Source organism: Klebsiella sp. C239, assembly GCF_048822715.1.
Taxonomy (GTDB): Bacteria; Pseudomonadota; Gammaproteobacteria; order Enterobacterales; family Enterobacteriaceae; genus Klebsiella; species Klebsiella quasipneumoniae.
The window spans coordinates 29808-56140 of record NZ_JBMEZK010000009.1; the positions used below are offsets into that span (position 1 = coordinate 29808).

Genomic DNA, 26333 nt, shown 5'->3' on the forward strand with positions numbered 1-26333 from the left:
TTCCGTTACTGGTGAGTGACGACGATCAGACGCAGCGCGTCCAGACGCCATCCGGCCTGTCCCAGCGCCTCCAGCACCTGCTGGCGGTTACTTTCAATCGCCGCCAGTTCGTCGTCACGGATGTTCGGGTTGACCGCCTTCAGCGCTTCCAGACGGGAGAGCTCCGCCGTCAGCTTATCGTCGGCTTCGCTACGCGCCGCGTCGATCAGCCCCTGCGCCGCCTTGGCGATCTGCGCTTCGCCCTGCTGCAGAATGGCGTGAACGTCCTGTTGAACCGCGTTGACCAGCTTGCTGCCGGTGTGGCGATTGACCGCGCTCAGCTGGCGGTTGAAGCTTTCAAACTCCACCTGGCCGGCGAGGTTGTTGCCGTTTTTATCCAGCAGCATGCGAACCGGGGTCGCCGGCAGGAAGCGGTTGAGCTGCAGCTGCTTCGGCGCCTGCGCTTCGACCACGTAGATCAGCTCCAGCAGCAGAGTGCCGACCGGCAGCGCCTTGTTCTTCAGTAGGGAAATGGTGCTGCTGCCGGTATCGCCGGAGAGGATCAGGTCGAGGCCGTTGCGAATCAGCGGGTGCTCCCAGGTGATGAACTGCGCGTCTTCACGGGACAGCGCCACGTCACGCTCGAAGGTGATAGTGCAGCCGTCCTCCGGCAGACCCGGGAAGTCCGGGACCAGCATATGGTCGGAAGGGGTGAGGACGATCAGGCTTTCGCCGCGGTCGTCCTGGTTGATGCCGACGATATCGAACAGGTTCATCGAGAAGGCGATCAGGCTGGTGTCGTCATCCTGCTCTTCGATGCTCTCCGCCAGGGCCTGAGCTTTCTCGCCGCCGTTGGAGTGGATCTCCAGCAGACGGTCGCGGCCCTGCTCCAGCTGCGCTTTCAGGGCGTCATGCTGCTGGCGGCAGGACTTGATCAGATCGTCAAAGCCGTCGGTGGATTCCGGCGCCGCAAGGTAGTTGATCAGCTCGTCATGGACGCTGTCGTAAACGGTCCGTCCGGTCGGGCAGGTATGCTCGAAGGCGTCGAGACCTTCGTGGTACCAGCGCACCAGCACCGACTGCGCGGTCTTTTCCAGGTACGGGACGTGGATCTGGATATCGTGCGCCTGGCCGATACGGTCGAGGCGGCCGATACGCTGCTCCAGCAGATCCGGGTTAAACGGCAGATCGAACATCACCAGATTGCTGGCGAACTGGAAGTTGCGTCCTTCGGAACCGATCTCAGAGCACAGCAGCACCTGGGCGCCGGTGTCTTCTTCGGCAAACCACGCCGCGGCGCGGTCGCGTTCGATAATCGACATTCCTTCATGGAACACGGCGGCGCGGATACCTTCGCGCTCGCGCAGCACCTGCTCCAGCTGCAGCGCGGTGGCGGCCTTGGCGCAGATCACCAGCACCTTCTGCGAACGGTGGCTGGTCAGGTAGCCCATCAGCCACTCGACGCGCGGGTCGAAGTTCCACCAGGTGCCGGTATCGCCTTCAAATTCCTGATAGATCTGCTCCGGATAGAGCATGTCGCGCGCGCGCTCTTCCGCGGTTTTGCGGGCGCCCATGATGCCGGACACTTTGATGGCCGTCTGGTACTGGGTCGGCAGCGGCAGGCGAATGGTGTGCAGCTCGCGTTTCGGGAAACCTTTGACGCCGTTACGGGTGTTACGGAACAGCACGCGGCTGGTGCCGTGGCGGTCCATCAGCATCGAGACCAGCTCCTGGCGCGCGGCCTGGGCGTCTTCGCGATCGCTGTTGGCGGCCTGCAGCAGCGGCTCGATATCCTGCTCGCCGATCAGATCGCCGAGGGTATTGAGTTCGTTATCGCTCAGCTTGTTGCCCGCCAGCAGCAGGGCGACGGCGTCGGCCACCGGACGGTAGTTCTGCTGTTCTTCGACAAACTGCGCGAAATCGTGGAAGCGGTTCGGATCCAGCAGGCGCAGGCGCGCAAAGTGGCTCTCCATCCCCAGCTGTTCCGGCGTCGCGGTCAGCAGCAGAATGCCCGGCACGCGCTCGGCCAGCTGTTCAATGGCTTGATATTCGCGGCTCGGCGCCTCTTCGCTCCACACCAGGTGGTGCGCTTCATCGACCACCATCAGGTCCCACTCGGCGTCGCACAGATGCTCCAGACGCTGCTTGCTGCGGCGCACGAAGTCTAAAGAGCAGATCACCAGCTGTTCGGTTTCAAACGGGTTATAGGCGTCATGCTGCGCTTCGGTGTAGCGCTCGTCGTCAAACAGCGAGAAGCGCAGGTTGAAGCGGCGCAGCATCTCCACCAGCCACTGGTGCTGAAGGGTTTCCGGGACCACAATCAGTACGCGCTCGGCGGCGCCGGAGAGCAGCTGCTGGTGCAGGATCATCCCGGCTTCGATGGTTTTACCTAAGCCCACTTCATCGGCCAGCAGGACGCGCGGAGCGTGACGACGACCCACGTCGTGGGCGATGTTCAGCTGATGCGGGATCAGGCTGGTGCGCTGGCCGCGCAGGCCGCTCCACGGCATGCGGTACTGCTCGCTCTGGAACTTGCGCGCGCGGTAGCGCAGGGCAAAGCGGTCCATGCGGTCGATTTGGCCGGCGAACAGGCGGTCCTGCGGCTTGCTGAACACCAGTTTGCTGTCGAGCAGCACTTCACGCAGGGTGACGTTCGCTTCCTGGGTATCGAGGCGGGTGCCGGTGTAGGACAGCAGCCCGTTCTCTTCATGCACTTTGTCAACGTGGAGCTGCCAGCCTTCGTGGCTGGTAATGGTGTCGCCCGGGTTAAACATCACGCGAGTGATCGGGGAATCGTTGCGTGAGTACAGACGGTTTTCGCCGATGGCGGGGAAGAGGAGAGTGACCATGCGCGCATCCAGCGCTACCACCGTCCCTAATCCTAGTTCGCTCTCTGTGTCGCTAATCCAGCGTTGACCAAGTGTAAAAGGCATATATGTTCGGCTCTTTAGTTCTTTAATTGCAGGCAATAGTTGATCATCCCCATGTACAACCGGAGATGCGTCAAAATTGGGGCCAGGAATGGAAAGGGCGCTATATTACTGGATGGCAGAACGTTCGTCACGTCCTCCTCACGGTTCATTTTCAGGCTTCTGCGCCCGCAGAATGGGTGTGAAAAAATCAAAATAGCCCCAGCTGTCCTGTCACTATTGTAGCAAAGTCGTCGTTGACGAAGGGCAGGATCCCTTCCGCCACCGGCTGCAGCTGCTTTGACAAATAGTGGTCGTAATCGAGCGGCGATTGCTGATAATCCACCGGTTCCGGGCCGCCGGTGGTCCAGACGTATTTGATGGTGCCGCGCTGCTGATACTGCTGCGCCCGACCCCGCTTCAGGTTGTGCTCATCGGCAAGCCTCGCGGCGCGCACATGAGGCGGCACGTTGCGCTGATACTCCGCCAGCGGCCGGCGCAGGCGTTTGCGATAAACCAGCTGCTCATCGAGCTCGCCGTTCATCAGCCTGGCGATAGTCTCCCGCACATAATCCTGATACGGCTGGTTGCGGAAGATGCGCAGGTACAGCTCCTGCTGAAACTGCTGGGCCAGCGGCGTCCAGTCGGTGCGCACCGTTTCCAGCCCTTTGAAAACCATGCGCTGGCCGTCGCCCTCCTGAATCATGCCGGCGTAACGCTTCTTGCTGCCGGTATCGGCGCCGCGGATCGTCGGCATCAGAAAACGGCAGAAGTGGGTTTCGTATTCCAGCTCCAGGGCGCTGGTAAGCTGGCTTTTGCCAAGCTCCTGCGCCCACCAGGCGTTGACATCGTTCACCAGCGTCCGGCCAATCTCCGCCGCCTGCGCTTCGCTGTGCGGGCGCTTAAGCCAGACGAAAGTGGAGTCGGTATCGCCGTAGATAACGTCATAGCCTTTGGCTTCAATTAACGCTTTGGTCTGACGCATGATCGCGTGGCCGCGCATGGTGATCGACGAGGCGAGACGCGGGTCGAAGAAGCGGCAGGCGCTGGTGCCCAGTACGCCGTAAAAGGCGTTCATGATGATCTTCAGCGCCTGGGAGAGCGGCTTATTGTGCCGGCGCTTGGCTTCATCGCGGCCATGCCAGATCTGGCTGACAATCCCCGGCAGGCAGTGCTTGTCTCGCGAGAAGCGGGCGCCGAGGAAGCCCTCAATGCTGTGCTGGTCATCGGGCTGCGCCAGACCCTCCACCAGGCCGACCGGATCGATTAAAAAGGTGCGAATGATCGACGGATACAGGCTCTTGTAGTCCAGGACCAGCACCGAGTCATACAGGCCGGGGCGGGAGTCCATCACATAGCCGCCGGGGCTCGCCTGCGGCGGCACGTCGCCGAGGTTCGGCGCCACGTAGCCCAGGCGGTGCATGCGCGGAAAATAGAGGTGGCTGAAGGCGGCGACCGAGCCGCCGTGGCGATCGGCGGGCAGGCCGTTGACCGTCGCTCGTTCGAGCAGAAACGGCATGATCTCCGTTTTGTGGAAGATCCGCGTCACCAGCTCGCAGTCCTGTAGGTTATAGATGGCCAGCGCCGGTTTATCGTCATGGAAGCGGCGATCGATCTCGTCCATCCGATCCCACGGGTTGTCGATGGCTTTGCCTTCGCCCAACAGCTCGCGCGCCACCGCCTCCAGTGAAAAGGAGGAGAAATTCCAGAACGCCGATTTCAGCGCCTCGATACCGTCGATAATCAGCCGGCCGTTGGCCTGGGCGAAGAAGACGCCGTTCTTAAAGCCGTGCTCGCGCCACTCCAGCTCGCTGTTGCCGCGGCCGAGCCGCATCGGGATACGATAGCGTTCGGCATGCTTTTGCAGGACGCGCAGATCGAACTGCACCACGTTCCAGCCGATCAGCACGTCGGGATCGTGATCGGCAAACCAGGCGTTGAGCTTTTCCAGCAGCAGGGGGCGACTGGCGACGTAGACCAGATCGAAATCGACGTCTGGCGGCGTTTCCGGTTCGGGGCCCAGCATGTAGACCACCCGCTGACCGCAGCCTTCCAGGCCGATGCAGTACAGCTCGCCGTGACGGCTGGTTTCGATATCCAGCGACACCCATTTCAGCGGCGGGCGATAGTCAGGATGGGGTTTCATGCGCGCGTTGACCAGATGCGGGCCACGCGTTTCGCCTTCCACCCACACCGGGGCGGTAATAAAGCGCTCCATCAGGTAGCGCTCCGGCGGACGGATATCGCCCTCATAGAGGGTGACGCCGCTGTCGCGGAGCATCTTCTCCAGACGCATCAATTGACGATGGGCGCGGCAGTAGAGGCCGACCACCGGCTGGCGGTGGAAATCTTTCAGGGCCAGCGGGGCGAAGCGGAAGCCTTTCTCACCCTGCAGCAGTCGCTCAGCCTGCGCCCGCTGCGCGGCGGGGATAAAGGCGACGGACTCCTGCGGCGGCAGCGTGACCTGCAGCGGACCGTCGTCGGTGGCCAGCCAGAAGGACAGCTCGGTGCCTTGCGGAGTGTCCCGCCAGTGACGGGTGAGTAAAAAACCTGCTCGTGGCTGGGTCACGGGTGCTCTCAACGATAAAAAACCAGGCCTGATTATAGCCTGGTTTCTCAGGGGGTGCTGGGGTTTTATACAGGTACTCGGCGCTAAGGTGGCGCCGGATTTCGGCTTGCGCGCTTATCCGGGCTACCCGACGCGGCAGAGCCGTAGCCCTGCCAGGCGCAGCGCGAGCAGGGTGATTATTGGCCGTAGTAGGCTTTAGCCCCGTGCTTACGCAGATAGTGCTTATCCAGCAGGGTCTGCTGCATATCCGGCAGCTGCGGCGCCAGCTGGCGGCAGAAGATGCCCATATACGCGATCTCTTCCAGCACGATGGCGTTATGCACCGCGTCTTCGGCATTTTTACCCCATGCGAACGGGCCGTGGGAATGAACCAGCACGCCAGGCATCTGCGCCGGGTCGATCTCGCGCTGGCGGAAGGTTTCAACAATCACCTTGCCGGTTTCCCATTCGTATTCGCCATTGATCTCCGCATCGGTCATCAGCCGGGTGCAGGGCACCGGACCATAGAAATAGTCGGCGTGGGTGGTGCCGGTCGCCGGAATAGCTTGCCCGGCCTGCGCCCAGATGGTGGCGTGGCGCGAATGGGTATGCACAATGCCGCCCAGCGTCGGGAAAGCCTGATACAGCAGGCGATGGGTCGGGGTATCCGACGAGGGCTTCTTCTTACCCTCCACCACTTCGCCGCTCTCCAGACTGACCACCACCATATCGTCGGCGGTCATTACGCGATAATCCACGCCGGAGGGTTTGATAACCAGAACGCCCTGGTCGTGGTCGACGGCGCTGACGTTGCCCCAGGTTAAGGTCACCAGATTATGCTGCGGCAGCGCTAAGTTGGCTTCCAGAACCTGGCGTTTAAGATCTTCTAACATAGTGTGCTCCGAATAGCAGGCGAGTCGGGTATCCCTCACCCCGGCCCTCTCCCGGCGGGAGAGAGAGAAAGGCGGCATCGCGCCCGGCCGGTACCCTCTCCCCGGCGGGGAAAGGGGGAGGGTGAGGGGACGACCTTTTAGCGTTTTGAACCGTAATAGACTTCATTCCAGCGCAGCGCGTCTTTGAAGGCCGGCAGACGGGTATCGTTGTCGATGACGGTCAGCTCGATATCATTCAGCTCGGCGAACTGGCGCATATCGTCGAGGTTCAGCGCATGGCTGAAGACGGTATGGTGCGCGCCGCCGGCGATGATCCAGGCTTCCGAAGCGGTACGCAGATCCGGCTGCGCTTTCCACAGGGCGTTGGCCACCGGCAGCTTCGGCAGATCGTGCGGCGTCGGGACGGTTTCAATGGTGTTGACCAGCAGACGGAAGCGGTCTCCCAGGTCGATCAGGCTGGCGACAATCGCCGGGCCGGTCTGGGTATTGAAGATCAGGCGCGCCGGATCCGCTTTGCCGCCGATGCCCAGCGGCTGGACGTCGAGGATCGGTTTCTCGGCGGTGGCGATCGTCGGGCACACTTCCAGCATGTGCGAGCCGAGCACCAGATCGTTGCCATTGTCGAAGTGGTAGGTGTAATCCTCCATAAAGGAGGTGCCGCCCTGCAGACCAGTTGACATCACCTTCATGATGCGAAGCAGAGCGGCGGTTTTCCAGTCGCCCTCGCCGGCAAAGCCGTAGCCCTGCTGCATCAGGCGCTGTACGGCGAGACCCGGGAGCTGTTTCAGGCCGTGGAGATCTTCAAAGGTGGTGGTAAAGGCGTGGAAACCGCCCTGTTCGAGGAAGCGTTTCATCCCCAGCTCAATGCGCGCGGCGTCCAGCACGTTCTGGCGCTTGTCGCCGTGAACCTGCGCCGCCGGGGTCAGACGGTAGCTGCTCTCGTATTCATCGACCAGCGCGCTGATATCGCCGTCGCTGACGCTGTTGACCACCTGCACCAGATCGCCGACCGCCCAGGTGTTCACTGAGAAGCCAAACTTGATCTGCGCCGCGACTTTATCGCCGTCGGTCACCGCCACTTCACGCATGTTATCGCCGAAACGGCACACTTTCAGATGACGGGTATCCTGTCTGGAGACCGCCTGGCGCATCCAGCCGCCGATGCGCTGGTGGGCCTCTTTATCCTGCCAGTGGCCGGTCACCACGCTGTGCTGCTGGCGCATACGGGCGCCGATGAAGCCGAACTCGCGGCCGCCGTGCGCGGTCTGGTTCAGGTTCATAAAGTCCATATCGATGCTGTCCCACGGCAGCGCGGCATTGTACTGCGTATGGAACTGCAGCAGCGGCTTGTTGAGGATGGTCAGGCCGTTGATCCACATTTTTGCCGGCGAGAAGGTATGCAGCCAGACCACTAACCCGGCGCATTTGTCATCGTAGTTGGCGTCGCGGCAGATATGGGTGATCTCGTCCGGGGTAGTGCCCAGCGGCTTGAGGACCAGTTTGCACGGCAGTTTGGCTTCCGCATTCAGGCTGTTCACCACATGTTCGGCATGCTTCGTCACCTGGCGCAGGGCTTCCGGGCCGTAGAGATGTTGGCTGCCAATAACGAACCATACTTCATAGTTATCAAAAATCGTCATTTTCGTATCCTTAATGGGTGAGCGCTGCCTGAGATTGCGGGGCTTTTTCCGCCTTTGCAGCCGAAGGGAGATAGTGTTGTTCGGCGCTGACCGACCACTGCTGGTAGCGCTGATAGAGTTGTTCGAAACGTTGCGCCTGCGCCGGGCGCGGCTGCAGGGTGGTTTCCACCTGGCTTGCCATCCGCTGCTGGGCGGCTGGAATATCCTCATAGACGCCGGCGGCGACGGCGGCGAAGATAGCCGCCCCCAGCGCACAGCACTGATCGGAGGCGACAATCTGCAGCGGGCGGTTCAGCACGTCGCAGCAGGCCTGCATGATGACCTGGTTTTTCCGTGCGATACCGCCGAGGGCCATGACGTTGTTAACCGGGATCCCCTGCTCGGTGAAGCACTCCATAATGGCGCGGGCACCGAAGGCGGTGGCGGCGATCAGTCCGCCGAATAGCGCCGGCGCGTCGGTGGCCAGGTTAAGGTCGGTGATCACCCCTTTCAGGCGCTGGTTGGCATTCGGCGTGCGGCGGCCGTTGAACCAGTCCAGCACTACCGGCAGATGATCGAGCGATGGGTTACTGGCCCAGGCTTCGGTGAGCGCCGGCAGTAACTGTTTTTGGCTGGCTTTGATTTGTTCGCGTAATTCCGGATGCTGCTGGGCCAGCTGTTCCAGCGGCCAGCCGAGGATGCGCCCAAACCAGGCGTAAATATCGCCGAAGGCGGACTGGCCTGCCTCCATACCGATAAAGTGCGGGACCACGCTGCCGTCGACCTGGCCGCAGATGCCTTTGACCGTGCGGTCGCCGACGCTCTCTTTATCGGCAATCAGAATGTCGCAGGTGGAGGTGCCGATGACTTTCACCAGCGCGTTAGGCTGCGCGCCAGCGCCAACGGCGCCCATATGACAGTCGAAGGCGCCGCCGGAGATGGCCACGGTCTGCGACAGACCCAGGCGCTGGGCCCACTCTGCGCTTAGCGTGCCGACCGGCACATCGGCCGTCCAGGTATCGGTGAACAGCGGCCAGGCCAGATGCTGGTTAATGATGGGATCAAGCTCATCGAAGAAGCTGGCCGGCGGCAGCCCGCCCCAGCTCTCATGCCACAGCGATTTATGCCCGGCGCTGCAGCGGCCGCGGCGCAGATCCTGCGGACGCGTAGTGCCGGAGAGCAGGGCGGGCACCCAGTCGCAAAGCTCCACCCACGAGGCGGCTGCCTGGGCGACGGCGCTATCTTCCCGGGTGACGTGGAGGATTTTTGCCCAGAACCATTCGCTGGAGTAGATCCCGCCGATATAGCGCGAGTAATCCTCTTTGCCCGGCTGGTGGCACAGGCGGGTGATCGCCTCGGCTTCCTCGACCGCGGTATGATCCTTCCACAGGACAAACATGGCGTTAGGGTTGTCAGCGAATTCTTCGCGCAGCGCCAGCACGTTACCCTCGGCATCAACGGGAGCCGGGGTTGAGCCGGTGCTGTCGACGCCAATGCCCACGACGTCGGCGCGCTGTTCGGCGCTCAGGGAGGCAAGTACGCTTTTCAGCGCCGCTTCCATGGACTCGATGTAATCTCGCGGGTGGTGGCGGAAGCGGTTGTTCGCGCCATCGCAATACTGTCCTTCCCGCCAGCGCGGATACCACTCCACGCTTGCCGCCAGTTCTGCGCCGGACGCGCATTCCACCGCCAGGGCGCGGACTGAGTCACTACCAAAGTCGAGGCCAATCGCAATTGCCATCTTGTTACTCCATGCAGAAATCATTCATGCAGCAACAGTAGATATCCCCGGCAAAATCCGTCAGGCCGGATTCGCTAATCTTATGGATTATTTTGCTGTCACCTCGCAAAGTGTGACGCCGTGCAAATATTCGATGTGGACTTTCCTGCCGTATTTATAGACACTTTTGTTACCCGGCATATCCCGGTGGAATGCACGCTGCTGGCGCTTTTTTCGCTTGCTGTGCGGCTTTTTAGCGAAATTTCCACCGCCGTCGCAGTCGTGACAGGGCCGAGAGCGATAAAATGATGAATATGGACAATTGGTGTCACTAATACCTTCGGGAGAACCACGCGTATGGCCGAAACGCAAAACGATCCGCTGCTGCCGGGCTACTCTTTTAACGCTCATCTGGTCACCGGCCTGACGCCGATTGAGGCGCAGGGATACCTGGATTTCTTTATCGACCGCCCGCTGGGTATGAAAGGCTATATCCTCAACCTGACGATCCGCGGCGAGGGCGTAATCAACAACCACGGCGAGCAGTTTGTCTGCCGGCCGGGCGATATGCTGCTGTTCCCGCCGGGGGAGATCCATCACTATGGCCGCCATCCCGACGCCAGCGAGTGGTATCACCAGTGGGTCTACTTCCGCCCGCGCGCCTACTGGCACGAGTGGCTCAACTGGCCGACGATCTTCGCCCAGACCGGCTTTTTCCGTCCGGACGAGCAGTGGCAGGCGCGCTTTGGCGAGCTGTTCGGCCAGATCGTCGATGCCGGGCAAGGGGCGGGGCGCTATTCCGAACTGCTGGCGATTAATCTGCTGGAACAGCTCCTGCTGCGGCGGATGGAGGCGATCAACGAATCGCTGCATCCGCCGCTGGATAACCGGGTGCGCGACGCCTGCCAGTACATCAGCGACCATCTGGCGGACAGCCATTTTGATATCGCCAGCGTCGCCCAGCACGTCTGCCTGTCGCCCTCGCGCCTGTCGCACCTGTTTCGCCAGCAGCTGGGGATCAGCGTCCTCGGCTGGCGGGAGGACCAGCGTATCAGCCAGGCCAAACTGTTGCTGAGCACCACGCGGATGCCGATCGCCACCGTCGGGCGCAACGTCGGCTTTGAAGATCAGCTCTATTTTTCCCGCGTGTTCAAAAAATGCACCGGCGCCAGCCCGAGCGAATTCCGCGCGGGATGTGAATAAAAAGTAAAGAAAGTGAAATGATGACCCGCTTAAATGTCACAGCCAGTAAACTATTAAGACAATTGGTGGCTTGACGACGGCGCGATGGCTTCGGAGAATCCGGGCTTCGTTTTTTAACCGGGTACATTATGCAAGCATTGCTCGAACACTTTATTACCCAATCCACGGTCTACTCGCTGTTAGCCGTGATGCTGGTGGCCTTTCTCGAGTCGCTGGCGCTGGTGGGGCTTATCTTACCCGGAACGGTGATGATGGCCGGCCTTGGGGCGCTGATTGGCGGCGGTGAGGTTAACTTCTGGCAGGCGTGGCTGGCGGGGATCGTGGGCTGTCTGCTGGGCGACTGGATCTCATTCTGGCTCGGATGGCGCTTTAAAAAGCCGCTGCACCGCTGGTCGTTCATGAAGAAAAACCGCGCCCTGCTGGAGAAAACCGAGCATGCGCTGCACCAGCACAGCATGATCACCATCCTGATTGGCCGCTTTGTCGGGCCGACGCGTCCGCTGGTGCCGATGGTCGCCGGGATGCTCGACCTGCCGGTGGCCAAATTCGTGCTACCGAATATTATCGGCTGCCTGCTCTGGCCGCCGCTCTATTTCCTGCCTGGCATTCTCGCCGGGGCGGCGATTGATATTCCGGCCGATGAAAACAGCGCCAGCTTTAAATGGCTGCTGCTGGGGGCGGCGCTGCTCGCCTGGCTGGCGGGGTGGCTGTGCTGGCGGCTGTGGCGGAGCGCGAAAACGTCTGGCGATCGGCTGACCCGCTGGCTGCCGCGCGGGCGTCTGCTGTGGCTGGCGCCGCTTATGGTCGCGCTGGCGGCAACGGCGTTAACGTTTGTCTTCCGCCATCCGCTGATGCCGGTCTATCTGGCGATCCTGCACAAGGTTATTGCGCGCTGATCCCCATCAGATGCGAGGCGCTGCTGTGGCCGCTTAACAGCTCGGCGGTAGCGCCATCCCAGACAATGCGCCCTTCGGCGACCACAATCGAGCGCGGCGCAATGCGTGCGGCATCTTCCACGCTGTGCGAGACCATCAGCAGGGTGAGCTGCTGCTGCTCGCAGACATCAGCCACCAGCGCCAGCATCTCCTGGCGCAGCGCCGGGTCGAGCGCTGAGAAGGGTTCATCCAGCAGCAGCACTGGCTGCTGGCGCACCAGACAGCGGGCCAGCGCCGCGCGCTGCCGTTGACCGCCGGAGAGCTCTCCCGGCAGGCGTTCAAGCAGGTCATCAATTCCCATCTGGGCGGCAATCGCCGTGACTTTCTGCTGCTGTTCGCGGCTCAGTTTCAGGCCAGGGTGGATCCCGAGACTGATATTCTGCCGAATGGTCAGATGGTTAAACAGGTTATTCTCCTGGAACAGCATCGAAACCGGACGCTGCGCCGGCGGCGTCGCGTGATGCGTCTCGCCGTTAATCTGCAGGCTGCCGCTGGCGGGCGGCAGAAAACCGGCGATCAGATTCAGCAGGGTGCTCTTTCCGGCGCCGCTGGGGCCGAGCACCGCGATGCGCTCGCCGCGCGCGACATCGAGAGTAAAGCGCATCGGCAGATGCTGGTACAGCCAGGTCACATCATTGAGTTTTAGCATCACGCCCCGGAAGTTTTTCAATCAGCGTAAATAATAAGAAACAGAGCAGCAGCAGAAGCAGGGCGGTGACGGCGCCGTCCTGGCTGCGGTAGGCGCCTATCTGCTGGTACAGATAGAAAGGCAGGGTGCGGAACGCCTCGTTGCCGAACAGCGCCACCACGCCGAAGTCGCCAATCGACAGCACGCAGGCGAAGGCTAACGCCTGGGCCAGCGGGCGCCGGAGCGCGCGAAGTTCGATGACCCGCAGCCGCGCCAGGCCTTCGATCCCCAGCGACTGGCAGAGCATGCTGTAGCGGACGGCAATGTCGCGCATCGGGTTTTCCAGCACTTTAAGCGCGTAGGGGATCGCCATCAGAGCATTGGTAAAGATGACGATGCCGTCGGCGGACTCCGGAAGGCCGATGCTGTTATTGAGCAGCAGGAAGAAGCCGGTAGCCAGCACGATGCCCGGCATGGCAAGGATCAGCATGCCGCTCAGCTCCATCGCCTGCCCGGCCAGCGGCCGCTGACGTGCGCGCAGCTCGCGACTGCTCCATAGCAGCATCATCGTCAGGGTGACGCTCAACAGCCCGGCGGCAATGGCGATGCGCAGGGAAGTCGTCAATGCCTGCCAGAGGGCGGGCTGCGCCAGCACGTCCAGCATGTTGCGGTTGATCCCGTCGACGATGACCGCCAGCAATGGCGGCAGCAGAAGCAGCAGGGCGGCGCCGATCAGCAACCCATCGCTCAGCCGGCTATGCAGGCGATCGTCAGGGTCGCGCCAGCCGCGGACATGGCTGACGCCGATAGCCACCGCTTTACTGAGACGCTGGCTGAGCAGCACCAGCCCGAGGCAGCAGAGCATCTGGATCAACGCCAGCATCGCCGCTCGCGCCGGATCGTAGTCAAAGCTCAGCGCCTGGTAGATAGCCAGCTCAATGGTGGTGGCCTTCGGGCCGCCGCCCAGCGACAGCACGGTGGCGAAGCTGGCAAAGCAGAGCATAAAAATCAGCGCGGCGACGGCGGGAATGTGCCGGCGCATCCATGGCCATTCGACGAGGCGGAAGAAGGCATAGCCGCGCATGCCAAGCTGGGCGGCAATTTGCCGCTGCTCGCCGGGAATGTTCTCCAGCGCCTGCAGCAGCAGGCGGGTGGCCATCGGCATATTGAAAAAGACGTGCGCCAGCAGGATGCCCTGCAGGCCGTAAGGCGAGAAATCCCACTGCCAGCCGAAAGCGTGAAACAGCGAGGCCAGCCAGCCCTGGCGGCCATAGACGCTGAGGATGCCGAACACCGCCACCAGCACCGGCAGGATCAGGGTCATCGCGCACAGGCGCAGCAGCAGGGTGCGGCCGGGAAAGCGACGCCGATAAAGCGCGCGGGCGAGAAAGACGGCCGGGCCCACCGAAAGCAGCGCTGAGAGCGACGCCTGCCAGAAGGAGAAGCGCACCACGTGCCAGAGGTAGCTATCGCTGAAGATCGTCTGCCAGCCCGCGCCGGGCGCGCTGAACCACAGCGCCAGAAACGCCGCCAGCGCGACGGCGCAGAGCAGCGTGGCGGCGAACAGGCCCGGCAGCAGCCCGCTAAGGTTTAGCGGCTGACGGCGCGTTGCCATGCGCTAATCCAGGTCTGACGCTCGCTGGCGACCTGCTGCGGGGTAAACGTCAGCGTGGTCTGCGGCTTCACCAGGGTTGCAAAACCGGCCGGCAGCGCGACCTGGGTCACCGGATACATCCAGTTGCCGGTGGGGATGGCGTTCTGGAAGCCAGGAGATACCATGAATTTGAGGAATTTCTCCGCCAGTTCCGGCTGCTTGCTGGCGGCGGTGCGGGCGGCAACTTCGACCTGCAGATAGTGGCCTTCGGCGAAGTTCGCCGCCGCATAGTGGTCTTTTTTCTCTTCAATAATGTGGTAGGCCGGCGAGGTGGTGTAGCTCAACACCAGGTCGCTTTCGCCTTTCAGGAACAGACCGTAGGCTTCGCTCCAGCCCTTGGTGACGGTAACGGTCTTCGCCGCCAGCTTCTGCCAGGCCTCGGGCGCTTTATCGCCATAGACTTTTTGCATCCATAGCAGCAGCCCCAGCCCCGGGGTGCTGGTGCGCGGATCTTCATAGATGACGCGCCACTTCTGCGGGCTCTCGACCAACTCTTTCAGGCTTTTCGGCGGATTGGCCAGTTTGTTTTTATCATAGACGAAGGCGAAATAGCCGTAATCGTAGGGGACAAAGGTGTCGTTATCCCAGCCGCCCGGCACGCTAACCGCGCTGGCGGGAACGTGGCTTTTAGCGAACAGCTGACTCTGCGCCGCGGCTTCCAGCAGGTTGTTATCCAGGCCCAGCACGACGTCAGCCTTGCTGTTCTTGCCTTCCATGCGCAGACGATTCAGCAGCGAAACGCCATCTTCCAGCGCGACGAACTTCAGCTCGCAGCCGCAGTCCGCTTCAAACGCTTTTTTGACCGCCGGGCCGGGGCCCCAGTCGGCAGAGAAGGAGTCATAGGTATAGACGGTGAGGACAGGCTTAGCCAGAGCGGGCATGGCGACCAGCGCCAGCAGCGGGAGTAATTTTTTCAACACTTTGCACCTCAGAAAAAAGGGGTGGCAAAGGATTTTGAGTGAGCCTCAAATCCCTTCGCCGGCGTTATCCGGATCAGGTTCGACGGGTATTTTCTCAGCCCATACGCTTCATCCTTCAAGCCGCATCTGCGTTAGCTTCGCGCGTTCACCCCAGTCACATAGTTACCTATGCTCCAGGGGATTCACCCGCTTGCTGCCTTGATGCAACTTGAATGATATTGCGTATGTTTATTAGCACCCCGTTGAGAACGGCCTTAGTGTAATGATTTTGTCAGATGACGGAAAGCGCTTACGGCTCCGGCGGCGCAAACCATGCGGATTTAAAATCGAACCAGCCGAGGGTGTTCATCCGCACGCCGCGCATACTGCGCTGCCCCTGAATCATCAGCCAGTGATGGATCAGCGGCACGATATGCTGGCTGGCCAGCAGGCGCTGACTCCAGGTAGCCGGATTAAACTCTCCCGCGCGCCAGCGGCTGGCGTCTTCCTGCCAGTCGATGGGGATGCAGCGCTGAATCAGCGGGACTTCGTACAGATAGGCGAATAGCGAGAATTCGATCGGCAAGGTGAAGTTAACGCTGTTGAGCCAGATATCGCTGACTACCTCGCCGCGATGCCAGGCATCGTACTCCAGCTCCTGGATCTCCAGCTTTACCTGATGCGCCGCCAGCAGGTCGCGCATGATCCCGCCGATCACCCGATGTTCGACGTGATCGCGGTAGTAGGTGAGGGTGACCGTCTCCAGGCCCGCCGGCTTGTCGCAGGCGTGGTTGCTGGCGTGATGCCAGCGCGGCAGCAGGCCGTAAGCGGGAAACCAGTTGCCCTGGTAAAGCTCGCCCGCGTGGTAGAGCAGGTTCGCGGGCTGGAACAGATAGCTTAACCAGCGGCGCACCGCCTCGTTGGCGCCCAGCGGGCTTCGCGAGTCGAACAGCAGGTAGTAGCACCCCTCTTCCAGACGACTCTCCACCGCCTTTTCGCTTTCGGTATTGCCCTGCAGCGTCAGGCCGCCGTTGGGCTCTTCGCTAATTTCCGGTAGCACCCAGACGTTCACCTCATCGATCAGCGCCCGGTAGCCAAAATAGTCCTCAAAGGCGTGGATCTTGAGCTGGTTCTGATTGTTGCGCACCACGGCATACGGGCCGGTGCCGACGGGCATCGAAGAAAAGTGGTTCATGGTCCGCCACTCCTGCGGCAGCACCATCGCCGGTACCTGGCCCAGCAGCCAGGGTAGCCAGCGGTCGGGCTGGCGCAGATGAATATCCAGGGTCCAGGCGGTGGGCGACTCAATGCGTTCGATATGCGAATAGAGCGGTAGGGCATTGCTGCGCTGCAGAGAAGCGATCACATCGGTCATCTCCAGCTCACGGCCATGGTGAAAATGGATGCCTGGCCGGAGGAAAAAGCGCCAGTGGGTGGGCGTCAACTGCTGCCAGTGGTGAGCAATATCGGCTTCCAGTTCCCCATTTTCCTCATTTACCCGCGTCAGAGCGCTGAATATTTGCCGGGCGATATGGGTTTCCGAACGCCGCAGCGCGCTGCCGGGCAGTAAATTCTTCATTGGCCGGTAGTAGAGCACGCGCAGGATGTGCCGCCCCTGGCGGAAGCTGCGCCCGAGATGCGAGACCAGCATCTGACGGACGGCGGCTTTATCGCCGACCAGTTGCACCAGCTGATCGATGCGATCCTGCTCAAGCAGATCTTCGGCACGCTGCTGCTGCAGGGCGAGGCCGGTATAGAGAAAGGTCAGCCGCGAGCGTTTTCCGCGGCCAGCCTCCGCCTCCCAGGTCAGCCAGCCGCGGGACTCCATCATATTGAGCAAGGTGCGCATGTGGCGGCGCGAGCAGCTCAGCATTTCCGCCAGCTCGTTGAGGGTGGTCTCCTGCGACTTGCCGTCGCAGCACTGCCATAGACGGATGAACTGTTGTTGCAGACGGCCGGAAGACATAAAAGGGGAACTCCTGCGCAAAACTCAGCAATTTATTACTCCCCATATTAAGCCAATAATGAATCCCGATGAAGCGAGGAGGTGAATATGATGAGGTCTACCGCAAAATCGTTCTATCAGCGCTACTTTTCTGCGACGCAGGAAGCGTCCTGGCTGGCCCGCCTGATGGCAGGACGACAGCAGGAAATTCTGGGTGAACTGATGCAGTGGGGAGTGACGTCAAAGACCTCTGATCATTGACTTGCAGACATCATGTGTGACTGAGTATTGGTGTTATACTCGTCGTTTTTCAAGCTGCAGGTGCGCGCGCTCGCCCGGGTCTATCGCTGTCGATACTCCCAGAGCCCTATGTTCTGGCCGCGTGAATCGCCCCTACGGGACTCACCCTTTCGGAGCCAGCGCAAAAACGGTTAACCGTTTGTCCTGCAACGTGAATTCCACAGAGTATAGAATCACCCGCCAGCAGAAAGCCTCTGCTGGCTTTTTTCGTTTACTTCGCGTGTGTTAAGGACATTTCATGCTGTGGTTGATGACGATGGGACGACGGCTAAACGGCGTCTATGCCGCCTTTATGCTGGTTGCTTTTATGATGGGCGTGGCGGGCGCATTGCAGGCGCCGACGTTGAGTTTGTTTCTCAGCCGCGAAGTGGGGGCGCAGCCGTTCTGGGTGGGCCTGTTCTACACCGTGAATGCGATAGCCGGGATCCTGGTGAGTCTGGCGCTGGCCAAGCGCTCCGATAGCCGCGGCGACCGGCGGCGGTTAATTATGTTCTGCTGCCTGATGGCGGTAGGCAATGCGCTGCTGTTTGCCTTCAACCGCCACTATCTGACGCTGATCACCTGCGGGGTGATGCTGGCATCCATCGCTAACGCCGCCATGCCGCAGCTCTTTGCCCTGGCGCGGGAGTATGCCGACAGCTCGGCGCGGGAAGTGGTGATGTTCAGCTCGGTCATGCGTGCCCAGCTGTCCCTGGCGTGGGTGATTGGCCCGCCGCTGGCCTTTATGCTGGCGCTCAACTATGGCTTTACCACCATGTTCTCCATTGCGGCGGGCATCTTTGTGATCAGCCTGGCGCTGATTGCCGTCAAACTGCCCTCGGTTCCGCGCGTGGAGCAACCCTCTGAAGAGGCGGAGGCGCTGGCGCAGGCCGGCGGCTGGCAGGACAAGAACGTACGCATGTTGTTTATCGCCTCCACCCTGATGTGGACCTGCAACACCATGTATATCATTGATATGCCGCTGTGGATCAGCAGCGATCTCGGGCTTCCCGACAGCCTGGCCGGGATCCTGATGGGCACTGCCGCCGGGCTGGAGATTCCGGCGATGATCCTCGCCGGCTACTACGTGAAGCGCTTTGGTAAACGTAAAATGATGGTGGCGGCGGTGGCGGCCGGTGTGCTGTTTTATCTGGGGCTGATCCTGTTTCATGGCCGTACGGCGCTGCTGGCCCTGCAGCTGTTCAACGCCATCTTTATCGGCATTATCGCCGGGATCGGCATGCTGTGGTTCCAGGATTTAATGCCGGGGCGCGCGGGGGCGGCGACCACCCTGTTTACCAACAGTATTTCCACTGGCGTGATCCTGGCCGGCGTGATGCAGGGGGCGCTATCGCAGAGCTATGGCCACGCCAGCGTCTACTGGACGATCGCCGCGATTTCGCTGGTGACGCTGTTTTTAACCAGCAAGGTAAAGGATATCTGACCGTCCTCTTCGCCCCGGCGTACAATTCGCCGGGGCCGCCGGGTTTACTTCAGTTCGATTCGCTTGATGTCGCCGATGATAAAGATGTAGGCAATCACGCCGATCAGCGCCGTCAGGCCGACGTAGATCAGTGCGTAAAAGAAGTTACCCGTTGCGGAGATAATCACGCCAATTATCAGTGGGGCTATAATCGATGCCATATTAGCGCAGAAATTAAATATACCGCCGGTCAGGCCTGCCATATTTTCCGGGGCAATATCAGAAATTAACGTCCAGCCCAGGCCAACCATTCCCTGGCCAAAAAACGCCACCGACATGATAATAATAACGGTGCTGTTGGCGCTCACCCAGTTCGCCGCAATAATACAGCTGGAGAGTAATAATCCGGAAATTATTGGTAACTTCCGACTGATGTTGACGGAGCCGGTTCGCTTCAGCAGTCGGTCCGAGATCCAGCCGCCGAAGAGGATGCCGATGGCGGCGGCGAGGAACGGCCAGGTGGCGAAGAAGCCAACGTGCAGCCAGGGAAGATGGCGCTCGTTGGCCAGATAGCTGGGAAACCACGTCAGGAAAAACACCAGCGTGGTGTTACCGGCAAACTGACCCAGACTGGCGCCGAGGATCTGGCGACAGCCCAGCAGGCGCCTGGCGTCACGCCAGTTAAATGGAACGTTCTGGATTTTATTGTCAATGCCGTTTGCGCCGATATAATCCAGCTCCGCTTGATTAGCCGTGCGCGATTCATGGGGTTCGTGATAAAAACGCCACCACACCAAAGTAAATAAAATACCTAATCCGCCGGTGAGGAAAAAAAGCGTTCTCCAGCCATGATGTTCGAGGATTAAAAATAACAGCGGCGAGAAGGCCGCCAGTCCTATATATTCACCAACCGTATATGTTGCCGTCGCCCGCGCGCGCTCATGCTGCGGGAACCAGGTGCTGACGATGCGGCTGTTGGCCGGGAAGCAGGGCGCTTCACTGACGCCGAGTCCCAGGCGCAGAAGCAGCAGAGATTTAAGCCCGAGGGTGAAACTTTGCAGCAGGGTAAACAGCGACCAGAAGAAAATTGACAGGGCATAGGTCAGTTTGTTGCCGAAGCGGTCTAAAAACATGCCGCCGGGGATCTGCGCCAGGGCATAGGTCCAGGCAAAGGCGGAGAAAATGATGCCCATCATCGCCGGATCGATATGAATTTCCTGGGTTAACTGTGGGGCAACGATACCGAGGATGGTGCGGTCGAGATAATTGATCATCGTTCCGACGGACAACAGCAGTAAAATAACTATCCGAACGCGGCTTCTTTTTTTCGTCCCCGATGAGGATGTGAGGACTTCCTGAGAGTTTGACATACTCATAGCGAGTTCCTTTAAAGTTTAAAATATTTTTGCATATATTTGTATATGCAAAAATATCTCCGGGAACTATAGGTAGTATCTATGAATGGCAACGCTTTGTGGCACATTCATCCGCTTCAGAAAATAATATTTGATGCACCGCCAATATTTTCCCGCGCGTGCGCATTATTGGTGGCTTGCATGGTATATTAGCATCAGTGGATTTATTCTTATATTATACGGGCAAAAATAATGAACCTAAAGCAACTTTATTATTTTAAACGTCTGTCTGAAACTGAACATTATACCGAAGCGGCCTCCAGTCTGTGCATCACCCAGCCTTCGCTAAGCCATGCGATATCAGAGCTGGAGAAGGAGTTAGGGGTCGCGCTGTTCGCCAGACAGGGACGGAACGTTAAAATTACGCAAAACGGCAAGCGTTTTCTGCCGTATGTCGAAGATGCGCTGGCCTCACTGGAAAATGGCCGCACAGTTTTGCAAAAAAACGGCGCTGAAAATAAAGAAAACATTCGTATCGCCTTTATTTACACGATGGGCGAATATGTTGTTCCGCAGTTAATTAATAAATATTCTCTTTCACCTGAATTTCACAACGTGACTTTTTCTTTTACTCAAGGGACCTCGCTGACGCTGTTGCAGGAGCTGAAAGCGGGAAAAGTCGATCTGGCGATCTGCTCTTATATTGCCGATGAACCCGATATCGATTTTATTCCGGTTATTCAGCAGGAGCTGGTGGTGGTGACCGCCAGGGATCATCCGCTGGCCCGGCTGTATGAACATGAAGTCGACCTCGTGGAGACGATTCATTATCCCTATATCTATTTTTCAGAAAATAGCGGCTTACGTCCGTTTATCGATAATGTATTTATGCAGCAAAAGCTGGTGCCGGAGATTGCCTGCTACGTGGAAGAGGATACCGCGATGGCCGGGCTGGTCAGCATTGACTACGGAATCGCTATCATGCCGCGGATCTCGGCGCTCTCCCATTACAACGTCCATATCCTGAAGATTAAAAACACCCTCCCTCCGCGCTATATCTATCTGGCAACCATGAAAGACCGCGGACTTTCCCCTGCGCTGCAGTCGTTTAAAAATGTGGTCATCCACGACAGCCAGAAGATCTGTTAGCGAATAGCCCGGAGAGGTCCTCCGGGCTGAGGGGTTATCAGGAGAGAATATCCATCACTTCACGCAGCTTGTCGATGGCGATCTGTCCCGGCGCGGAAGCCTGACCCACGGTACCGAAGGTCATGGCTGAGCCAAAAAGACGCCCGGTCACCCGGCTGACGCCGCCCGATTTTCCCATCGACATGGTGATCAGCGGGCGGGTGGCATACTTCTCTTTCATGGTCAGCGTGGCGGCGAGCAGGGTCAGAACGTCCTGCGGCGATTGCGGCATCACCGCGATCTTCGGCAGATCGGCGCCCAGATCCTGCATGCGGCGCAGGCGATAGATGATATCTTCCTGGGCGGGGGTCTTATGAAAATCATGGTTACTCATGATCACTTTGACGCCCGCGGCATGCGCATCGTCAACCAGCGCGCGGATCTGCGCTTCATCATTGAACAGCTCGATATCGATGACATCAACCAGGCCACTGCGCGCCGCTTCGCGGTTGAGCGCGAAGTAGGCCTCGTCGCTGAGCTCGGTCTCGCCGCCTTCTTTCTTGCTGCGGAAGGTGAACAGCAGCGGCAGCGCTTTCAGCGCGCCACGGATTTCCGCCAGCGCGGCCATCACCTGAGCCATCTCTCTCACCTGAGTAAAGTGGTCAACGCGCCATTCGATGATATCGGCGCCGGCGTCGACCAGGCCGTGGGCGTTACCCAGTATTTCATCCAGCGTTTTGCCGATCAGCGGTACACAAATTAAGGTTTCCCCTTCCTGGAAGGTGATGTTCTTTACGGTAACTGCATTTGTCATGTAGGCATCCATTATTATTCGCGTTGAACCTCAGGCGGTGACTGCGGTGGGTGATACTTTTTGCGCCGCCCGAGCCTGCAGTTGACGATAGCCGATGTACAGGGCGATCACAAAGCCGATCACGGCGATCGCAAAATCAAACCACATAATGCTGGCAATACTGATCTGCGAAAGTTTGGCGGTGATCAGCGGGATCGTGAAGCTGGCGATACTGCCGGCGGTGTAGAAGATGCCGGTTGCCTTGCCTTTCCCGTTCGGGAAGCTCATCGCCATGATCGTCGCTCCCAGCTGTAGCACTCCGCCCGCGGCGGCAAAGCCGATGACAAAGGCGAAGCCGGTAACCATCATCGGCGTCGGGAACAGGCACACCAGCAGCAGCGAGACCATCGACAGGCCAGTATAGATGATCATGGCGACGGCGGAGCTGAACACCTCTTTGACGAAGGCGGCGGTCACGAAAACGCAGACCAGCGACCCGACGGTATAGATGCTGAGCAGCTTAATCGCCGAGGCATAGGGCAGGCCGACCACGAACTGACCGTACTGCGCCAGCCACTGGCTGACCAGATAGAAGGTCGCCATGCCGATATAGCCGTACAGGGTGAAGATCACCATATCCAGTTTGTTGGCCTGCGGACGGGCGGAGGTTTCCGCCTGTGGCCCTGGGGTGGTCTCTTTTTTCGCCGCCTGGCTATCCGGGAACGGCATTTTGAGCAAATAGAGGCCGCTCACAACAAACAGCGCCGCCGCAATCACGAACGACCAGCCGAACCACAGATTCGCCCAGATCAGGAAACTGATAATGAACGGCAGCAGGAACTGTCCGGCGGAGACGAAGGCTTTGATCAGCACGTTGGCCCGGCTGGCGGAGTGCGGGAAAGATTCCATCAGCGCGGGATAGGTGCCGGAGTCGAGGAAGCTGTTCGCCAGGCCCGCCATAATGCCGAAGACATAGGCCAGATAGATATTTTTGGTCAGCAGAATGCCGATAAAAAAGATCAGATAGCTGAGGATCCCCAGATAGATAAAGGGCTTACGACCAAAGCGATCCGACAGAAAGCCGGTCACGATGGTCGCCAGTTTGCCGATCCCTAACGAGGAGATCACCACTGATACGCCGGCAGCGTCTGTTCCCCACTGCTCCTGGAGATGGGCCATGTTGAGGGTGATCAGCAGCACCCCCATGCCATGAATCAGGTAGTTGAGGTACAGCCCTGCCGCGGTAGGGACGTATTTATTTTTCATCGCTTGCTCCTTAGAACAGGATGCTTTTGATGTAATCAACCGGCATCTGTTTACCCGTCCAGATTTCGAACGCGCGCGCGCCTTGCCACAGCATCATCCCGAGGCCGTTTAGCGTACGGCAGCCTTTTTTCTCAGCCACTTCCAGCAGGTGGGTTTTGCGCGGGTTGTACACGACGTCGGAGACGATCAGGTCCGGACGCAGGAAGCTGTCGTCCGGGAGCAGCATCTGGCCTTCGAACGGCTTCATGCCGACCCCGGTGGCATTGGTCAGGATCACGCTGCTGTCGATTTCGGCACGCAGTTTGTCATGATCGTCGAGATCGAACAGATGGATCTCGCAGCGCGTGTTGTTGCGGATCTTGGCTACCGTTTCTTCAGCGTTGGCGAAGAATTTATCGCGACGGTTGAAGATCGAGATCGCCTTCACGCCATCCAGTGCCGCCTGGACGCAGAGCGCGGTCGCCGCGCCGCCGGCGCCGAGCACGGTCATCTTCTTGCCAATAATATCGATACCCGCTTCGCTAAGGGCGCGCATATAGCCGGTACCGTCGGTAATATGCCCGGTCAGTACGCCGTCGTCATTGACCACGGTATTCACCGCTCCGACCAGCTGCGCCGCCGGCGAGAGCTTATCAAGATACTGGCAAATCTCGGTTTTGTTCGGCATAGAGACGTTAAAGCCGCGCAGCTTCAAAGCCCGGAAGCCCTGTACCACGTCTTTCAGCTCCTGATTACCGACTTCAAAAGCCAGGTAGACGTAGTCCAGCCCGAGATGGGCGAAAGCCTCGTTGTGCATGGTGGGCGACATGCTGTGGCGAATCGGGGTGGCGATCAGACCAATCAGCTCAGTGTGTCCAGTAATACGTTCTGCCATGACAAAAATCCTCAATAAGTTAGAAAGGGAATTCGTTGTGCTTCGCGGCTGCCCAGCGCACCCATGTCTTCGAGGGTGTCCAGCACGTTGCGGCCTTCGCGGATGCCGTCGATAATGCGTCGCGCCATCACGCTGTCGCCGATATTCATGATTTTGACGTTGTTGGCATTGGCCCAGCGCTCGATCTCGTCGAGACCTGTCCGGTTGGCGCGCATCCCCAGGCAGACAAAGCCGTAGTCGAAGGGGATATCGAAGGTATGCTGTGTATTTTTCACCTGGAAATGGTCGGCAGCCACCGCCATCAGTTGCGTATTCATGTGCTGTTCGACCTGGTGCTCGTCGAGCATGGTCAACATGGCATTTTTGGTAATGATGTCGAGATCGCGACCGGCGGCGTCCTGCATTTCGATTAATACCGCTTGCGCGCCGCGAGCGGTAAAGTATTCGATGACGTCAAGGCCAACGGCGCCCGCGCCGACAACGGCGATGCGTTTGCCCTCGACATGGGTAAATTTCGCCAGATTGTCGATCATGCCGGTAATGGAAAAGACCTTGCCTTCCGCGGCGTCAATATTCTCCCGCAGTCCTGCAATAGGCGGCAGCAGGGGGCTTGAGCCGGTGGCATTGACGATCAGATGCGGACGCAGGGCGGAAACCGAGGCCACGTCTGCCCGTTTGCCGACCTGCAGCATCAGGTTATCCAGCGCGGCGATGCGGTTTTTCATAAACTGCGGGAAATCCGCGATGCGTTTTTTCTCCGGCAGACGGGCGATATCGCTGGCGAGACCGCCGACGTGATTTTTCGCCTCCAGCAGCCAGGTGTGGCAGCCGACTTCCGCCGCGGTGCAGGCGGCCTCCATCCCGGCAGTGCCGGCGCCGATGACGACCACGTTCGTTTCGCGATTAACGCGCCGCGTTTTGTAGGTATCGCCGTGAATGATGTCCGGGTTAATTGAACAGCGCAGCGGGCGCGAGCGGGCGATGCGATGGTCGGCGCAGCCGATGTTGCAGGAGATGCATTTGCGCATCAGGCGTTCTTTACCGCTTTGCACCTTCTGCACCCACTCCGGCTCGGCAATCAGACCGCGACCAATGGCAATGAGATCGGCATCGCCGCTGGCGAGGATATCCTCGGCCACCTGCGGGGTACGGATATTGCCGGCGATGACCGTGGGCTTATGGAATTTATCGCGCACCGCGCGGGAGAGATAACGCTTCCAGCCATCCTCCAGCGACATCTGGTCGATTTGCAGATTCAGGTTGTCGTTCTGCGCCGCCGAGACGTTGATGATATCGACCTTCTCCTGGCAAAGCTCAAGGATGCGCAGAGAATCTTCGAGGGTATTGCCGCCCTTGAGGAAGTCGTCGGCGCTAATGCGCAGGCTGACCGGAAAACGCGGCCCGACGCAGGCGCGAACTTTATCGACAATCAGACTTAATATCCGGGTGCGGTTTTCGACGCTGCCGCCAAATTCATCGGTGCGCTTGTTAAATAACGGCGATAAAAACTGGCTAATTAAATAGGAGTGGCCGGCATGAATTTCGACGCAGTCAAAACCCGCGCGACGAACGCGCTCTGCGGCGTCACCGAATTTTTCCACCGCGTGATAAATTTCCTCATGGGTCATTGGCCGCGGAATATTACCGTGCTTTTTCGAGGGCGTCGTCGAGGAGGAGAGCGGTGTCTGACCTTCGAGGCGGTAGGCATAAGCCGAAGCGCCTGCGTGATTTAACTGAATGGATACGCAAGCGCCATGTTTATGCAGGGTCTCGGTTAATTTAAACAGCCGTGGGATATATTGATCGTTATCGATCCGCAGCTGGGTGGTGCCGTTGGAGGCGAAAGGGAAATCAATACAGATGTTTTCGATGGTGATAAGCCCGGTGCCGCCTTTGGCCCGCAGTTCGTAGTATTCCAGCTGTTCCTGCGAGACCTCGCCATTGAGCGTGGCCATATTGGTGCCCATCGGGGGCATAATAATGCGGTTTTTTAGCGTCATGCCGTTGATGGTCAACGGACTGAAAAGGTGCGGATAGTGGCTCATCTCTTCTCTCCACAGGAGGCCGGGAAGCCGCTATGCGGGGGCCCGGGCGTGTCCTTAGTTAATATTTCTCTGTGGGAAAAGATAGCGAGGCGAAAAATCGAAAAATAATGCTTTTTTTTGCTGTGAGCTATAGGGGTTCTCTATGAGATTAACGCTTTTTTCACATTTTTATATTTTTATATTAAACACTCGTACCTTATTTTTACTTGCAGTGAAGGGATAATACATAAACCGCGCA

Annotated in this window: 19 protein-coding genes and 1 riboswitch; of the genes, 5 read left to right on the top strand and 14 right to left on the bottom strand. The window is 59.3% G+C overall.

The features are described from left to right. Positions 1 to 5 precede the first annotated feature (5 nt). From rapA to araB, 5 genes are all read right to left on the bottom strand, one after another. Positions 6 to 2912: an RNA polymerase-associated protein RapA gene (gene rapA, locus ACOI6Z_RS21240; protein WP_117129208.1), complete on the bottom strand. Its 2907-nt coding sequence runs from the start codon at positions 2910 to 2912 to the stop codon at positions 6 to 8. A gap of 187 nt (positions 2913 to 3099) precedes the next feature. After that, positions 3100 to 5457 (bottom strand): DNA polymerase II, encoded by a 2358-nt coding sequence (gene polB / locus ACOI6Z_RS21245; protein WP_060591125.1) that lies wholly within the window; start codon positions 5455 to 5457, stop codon positions 3100 to 3102. A 176-nt stretch (positions 5458 to 5633) separates the two neighbouring features. Next, positions 5634 to 6329, bottom strand: a complete 696-nt coding sequence (gene araD / locus ACOI6Z_RS21250) for an L-ribulose-5-phosphate 4-epimerase (RefSeq protein ID WP_420687513.1) — start codon at positions 6327 to 6329, stop codon at positions 5634 to 5636. Between the two features lie 137 nt (positions 6330 to 6466). Next, entirely contained in the window at positions 6467 to 7969 is a 1503-nt protein-coding gene (gene araA, locus ACOI6Z_RS21255; protein WP_023291959.1) for an L-arabinose isomerase, read from the bottom strand. Positions 7970 to 7979: 10 nt separating this feature from the next. Next, positions 7980 to 9689: a ribulokinase gene (gene araB / locus ACOI6Z_RS21260; protein ID WP_023291960.1), complete on the bottom strand. Its 1710-nt coding sequence runs from the start codon at positions 9687 to 9689 to the stop codon at positions 7980 to 7982. Positions 9690 to 10025: 336 nt separating this feature from the next. Between araB and araC the strand changes: the two genes are divergently transcribed. Further along, positions 10026 to 10871 (top strand): arabinose operon transcriptional regulator AraC, encoded by an 846-nt coding sequence (araC, locus tag ACOI6Z_RS21265; protein ID WP_004204301.1) that lies wholly within the window; start codon positions 10026 to 10028, stop codon positions 10869 to 10871. A 128-nt stretch (positions 10872 to 10999) separates the two neighbouring features. Beyond that, entirely contained in the window at positions 11000 to 11767 is a 768-nt protein-coding gene (locus ACOI6Z_RS21270; RefSeq protein WP_044521009.1) for a DedA family protein, read from the top strand. Here ACOI6Z_RS21270 and thiQ read toward each other — a convergent pair. From thiQ to sgrR, 4 genes are all read right to left on the bottom strand, one after another. Further along, positions 11754 to 12455 (bottom strand): thiamine ABC transporter ATP-binding protein ThiQ, encoded by a 702-nt coding sequence (gene thiQ, locus ACOI6Z_RS21275; RefSeq protein ID WP_023291962.1) that lies wholly within the window; start codon positions 12453 to 12455, stop codon positions 11754 to 11756. The two genes, ACOI6Z_RS21270 and thiQ, sit on opposite strands and share 14 nt — an antisense overlap. Next, positions 12439 to 14049, bottom strand: a complete 1611-nt coding sequence (thiP, locus tag ACOI6Z_RS21280; RefSeq protein WP_044521011.1) for a thiamine/thiamine pyrophosphate ABC transporter permease ThiP — start codon at positions 14047 to 14049, stop codon at positions 12439 to 12441. Before thiP ends, thiQ begins: the two co-directional genes overlap by 17 nt. Beyond that, on the bottom strand, positions 14025 to 15008 hold the full coding sequence (gene thiB / locus ACOI6Z_RS21285; RefSeq protein WP_023291964.1) for a thiamine ABC transporter substrate binding subunit: 984 nt from the start codon (positions 15006 to 15008) through the stop codon (positions 14025 to 14027). The genes thiP and thiB overlap by 25 nt, the downstream gene beginning before the upstream one ends. A gap of 32 nt (positions 15009 to 15040) precedes the next feature. Beyond that, positions 15041 to 15260: riboswitch (TPP riboswitch) on the bottom strand. Between the two features lie 37 nt (positions 15261 to 15297). Continuing rightward, the gene (gene sgrR / locus ACOI6Z_RS21290; protein ID WP_044521013.1) at positions 15298 to 16953 is read right to left on the bottom strand and encodes an HTH-type transcriptional regulator SgrR; all 1656 of its coding nucleotides are present in this window, start codon (positions 16951 to 16953) and stop codon (positions 15298 to 15300) included. 87 nt (positions 16954 to 17040) lie between these two features. Between sgrR and sgrT the strand changes: the two genes are divergently transcribed. Both sgrT and ACOI6Z_RS21300 read left to right on the top strand, forming a co-directional pair. Further along, positions 17041 to 17193 carry a glucose uptake inhibitor SgrT gene (gene sgrT, locus ACOI6Z_RS21295; protein ID WP_004204309.1) on the top strand — a complete coding sequence of 51 codons (153 nt, stop codon included), beginning with the start codon at positions 17041 to 17043 and terminating at the stop codon, positions 17191 to 17193. A gap of 277 nt (positions 17194 to 17470) precedes the next feature. After that, on the top strand, positions 17471 to 18655 hold the full coding sequence (locus tag ACOI6Z_RS21300) for a sugar efflux transporter (RefSeq protein ID WP_023291966.1): 1185 nt from the start codon (positions 17471 to 17473) through the stop codon (positions 18653 to 18655). Between the two features lie 44 nt (positions 18656 to 18699). Here the strand turns inward: ACOI6Z_RS21300 and ACOI6Z_RS21305 are convergent, their stop codons facing one another. Then, positions 18700 to 20010, bottom strand: coding sequence for an MFS transporter (locus ACOI6Z_RS21305; protein WP_023291967.1), 1311 nt, complete (start codon positions 20008 to 20010; stop codon positions 18700 to 18702). Between the two features lie 231 nt (positions 20011 to 20241). On the opposite strand from ACOI6Z_RS21305, the gene ACOI6Z_RS21310 reads away from it, so the two are divergent. Beyond that, positions 20242 to 21138, top strand: a complete 897-nt coding sequence (locus tag ACOI6Z_RS21310; protein WP_004204315.1) for a LysR family transcriptional regulator — start codon at positions 20242 to 20244, stop codon at positions 21136 to 21138. Positions 21139 to 21175: 37 nt separating this feature from the next. Here the strand turns inward: ACOI6Z_RS21310 and aroD are convergent, their stop codons facing one another. The 4 genes from aroD to ACOI6Z_RS21330 are packed head-to-tail and all read right to left on the bottom strand — an operon-like array spanning position 21176 to position 26095. After that, entirely contained in the window at positions 21176 to 21931 is a 756-nt protein-coding gene (gene aroD / locus ACOI6Z_RS21315) for a type I 3-dehydroquinate dehydratase (protein WP_023291968.1), read from the bottom strand. A 30-nt stretch (positions 21932 to 21961) separates the two neighbouring features. Next, positions 21962 to 23176 (bottom strand): MFS transporter, encoded by a 1215-nt coding sequence (locus tag ACOI6Z_RS21320; RefSeq protein ID WP_044521015.1) that lies wholly within the window; start codon positions 23174 to 23176, stop codon positions 21962 to 21964. A gap of 10 nt (positions 23177 to 23186) precedes the next feature. Further along, on the bottom strand, positions 23187 to 24050 hold the full coding sequence (locus ACOI6Z_RS21325; protein WP_017901194.1) for a shikimate dehydrogenase: 864 nt from the start codon (positions 24048 to 24050) through the stop codon (positions 23187 to 23189). Between the two features lie 11 nt (positions 24051 to 24061). Beyond that, complete coding sequence (locus ACOI6Z_RS21330) at positions 24062 to 26095, bottom strand: FAD-dependent oxidoreductase (RefSeq protein WP_049015392.1); 2034 nt, start codon at positions 26093 to 26095, stop codon at positions 24062 to 24064. Positions 26096 to 26333 lie beyond the last annotated feature (238 nt).

Bases quoted from the DNA above. Each gene is read 5' to 3' on its own strand.
- rapA (WP_117129208.1), bottom strand. From the start codon at position 2,912: ATGCCTTTTACACTTGGTCAACGCTGGATTAGCGACACAGAGAGCGAA.
- araD (WP_420687513.1), bottom strand. From the start codon at position 6,329: ATGTTAGAAGATCTTAAACGCCAGGTTCTGGAAGCCAACTTAGCGCTG.
- araA (WP_023291959.1), bottom strand. From the start codon at position 7,969: ATGACGATTTTTGATAACTATGAAGTATGGTTCGTTATTGGCAGCCAA.
- araB (WP_023291960.1), bottom strand. From the start codon at position 9,689: ATGGCAATTGCGATTGGCCTCGACTTTGGTAGTGACTCAGTCCGCGCC.
- araC (WP_004204301.1), top strand. From the start codon at position 10,026: ATGGCCGAAACGCAAAACGATCCGCTGCTGCCGGGCTACTCTTTTAAC.
- ACOI6Z_RS21270 (WP_044521009.1), top strand. From the start codon at position 11,000: ATGCAAGCATTGCTCGAACACTTTATTACCCAATCCACGGTCTACTCG.
- thiQ (WP_023291962.1), bottom strand. From the start codon at position 12,455: ATGCTAAAACTCAATGATGTGACCTGGCTGTACCAGCATCTGCCGATG.
- thiP (WP_044521011.1), bottom strand. From the start codon at position 14,049: ATGGCAACGCGCCGTCAGCCGCTAAACCTTAGCGGGCTGCTGCCGGGC.
- sgrR (WP_044521013.1), bottom strand. From the start codon at position 16,953: ATGTCTTCCGGCCGTCTGCAACAACAGTTCATCCGTCTATGGCAGTGC.
- sgrT (WP_004204309.1), top strand. From the start codon at position 17,041: ATGATGAGGTCTACCGCAAAATCGTTCTATCAGCGCTACTTTTCTGCG.
- ACOI6Z_RS21300 (WP_023291966.1), top strand. From the start codon at position 17,471: ATGCTGTGGTTGATGACGATGGGACGACGGCTAAACGGCGTCTATGCC.
- ACOI6Z_RS21305 (WP_023291967.1), bottom strand. From the start codon at position 20,010: ATGAGTATGTCAAACTCTCAGGAAGTCCTCACATCCTCATCGGGGACG.
- ACOI6Z_RS21310 (WP_004204315.1), top strand. From the start codon at position 20,242: ATGAACCTAAAGCAACTTTATTATTTTAAACGTCTGTCTGAAACTGAA.
- aroD (WP_023291968.1), bottom strand. From the start codon at position 21,931: ATGACAAATGCAGTTACCGTAAAGAACATCACCTTCCAGGAAGGGGAA.
- ACOI6Z_RS21320 (WP_044521015.1), bottom strand. From the start codon at position 23,176: ATGAAAAATAAATACGTCCCTACCGCGGCAGGGCTGTACCTCAACTAC.
- ACOI6Z_RS21325 (WP_017901194.1), bottom strand. From the start codon at position 24,050: ATGGCAGAACGTATTACTGGACACACTGAGCTGATTGGTCTGATCGCC.
- ACOI6Z_RS21330 (WP_049015392.1), bottom strand. From the start codon at position 26,095: ATGAGCCACTATCCGCACCTTTTCAGTCCGTTGACCATCAACGGCATG.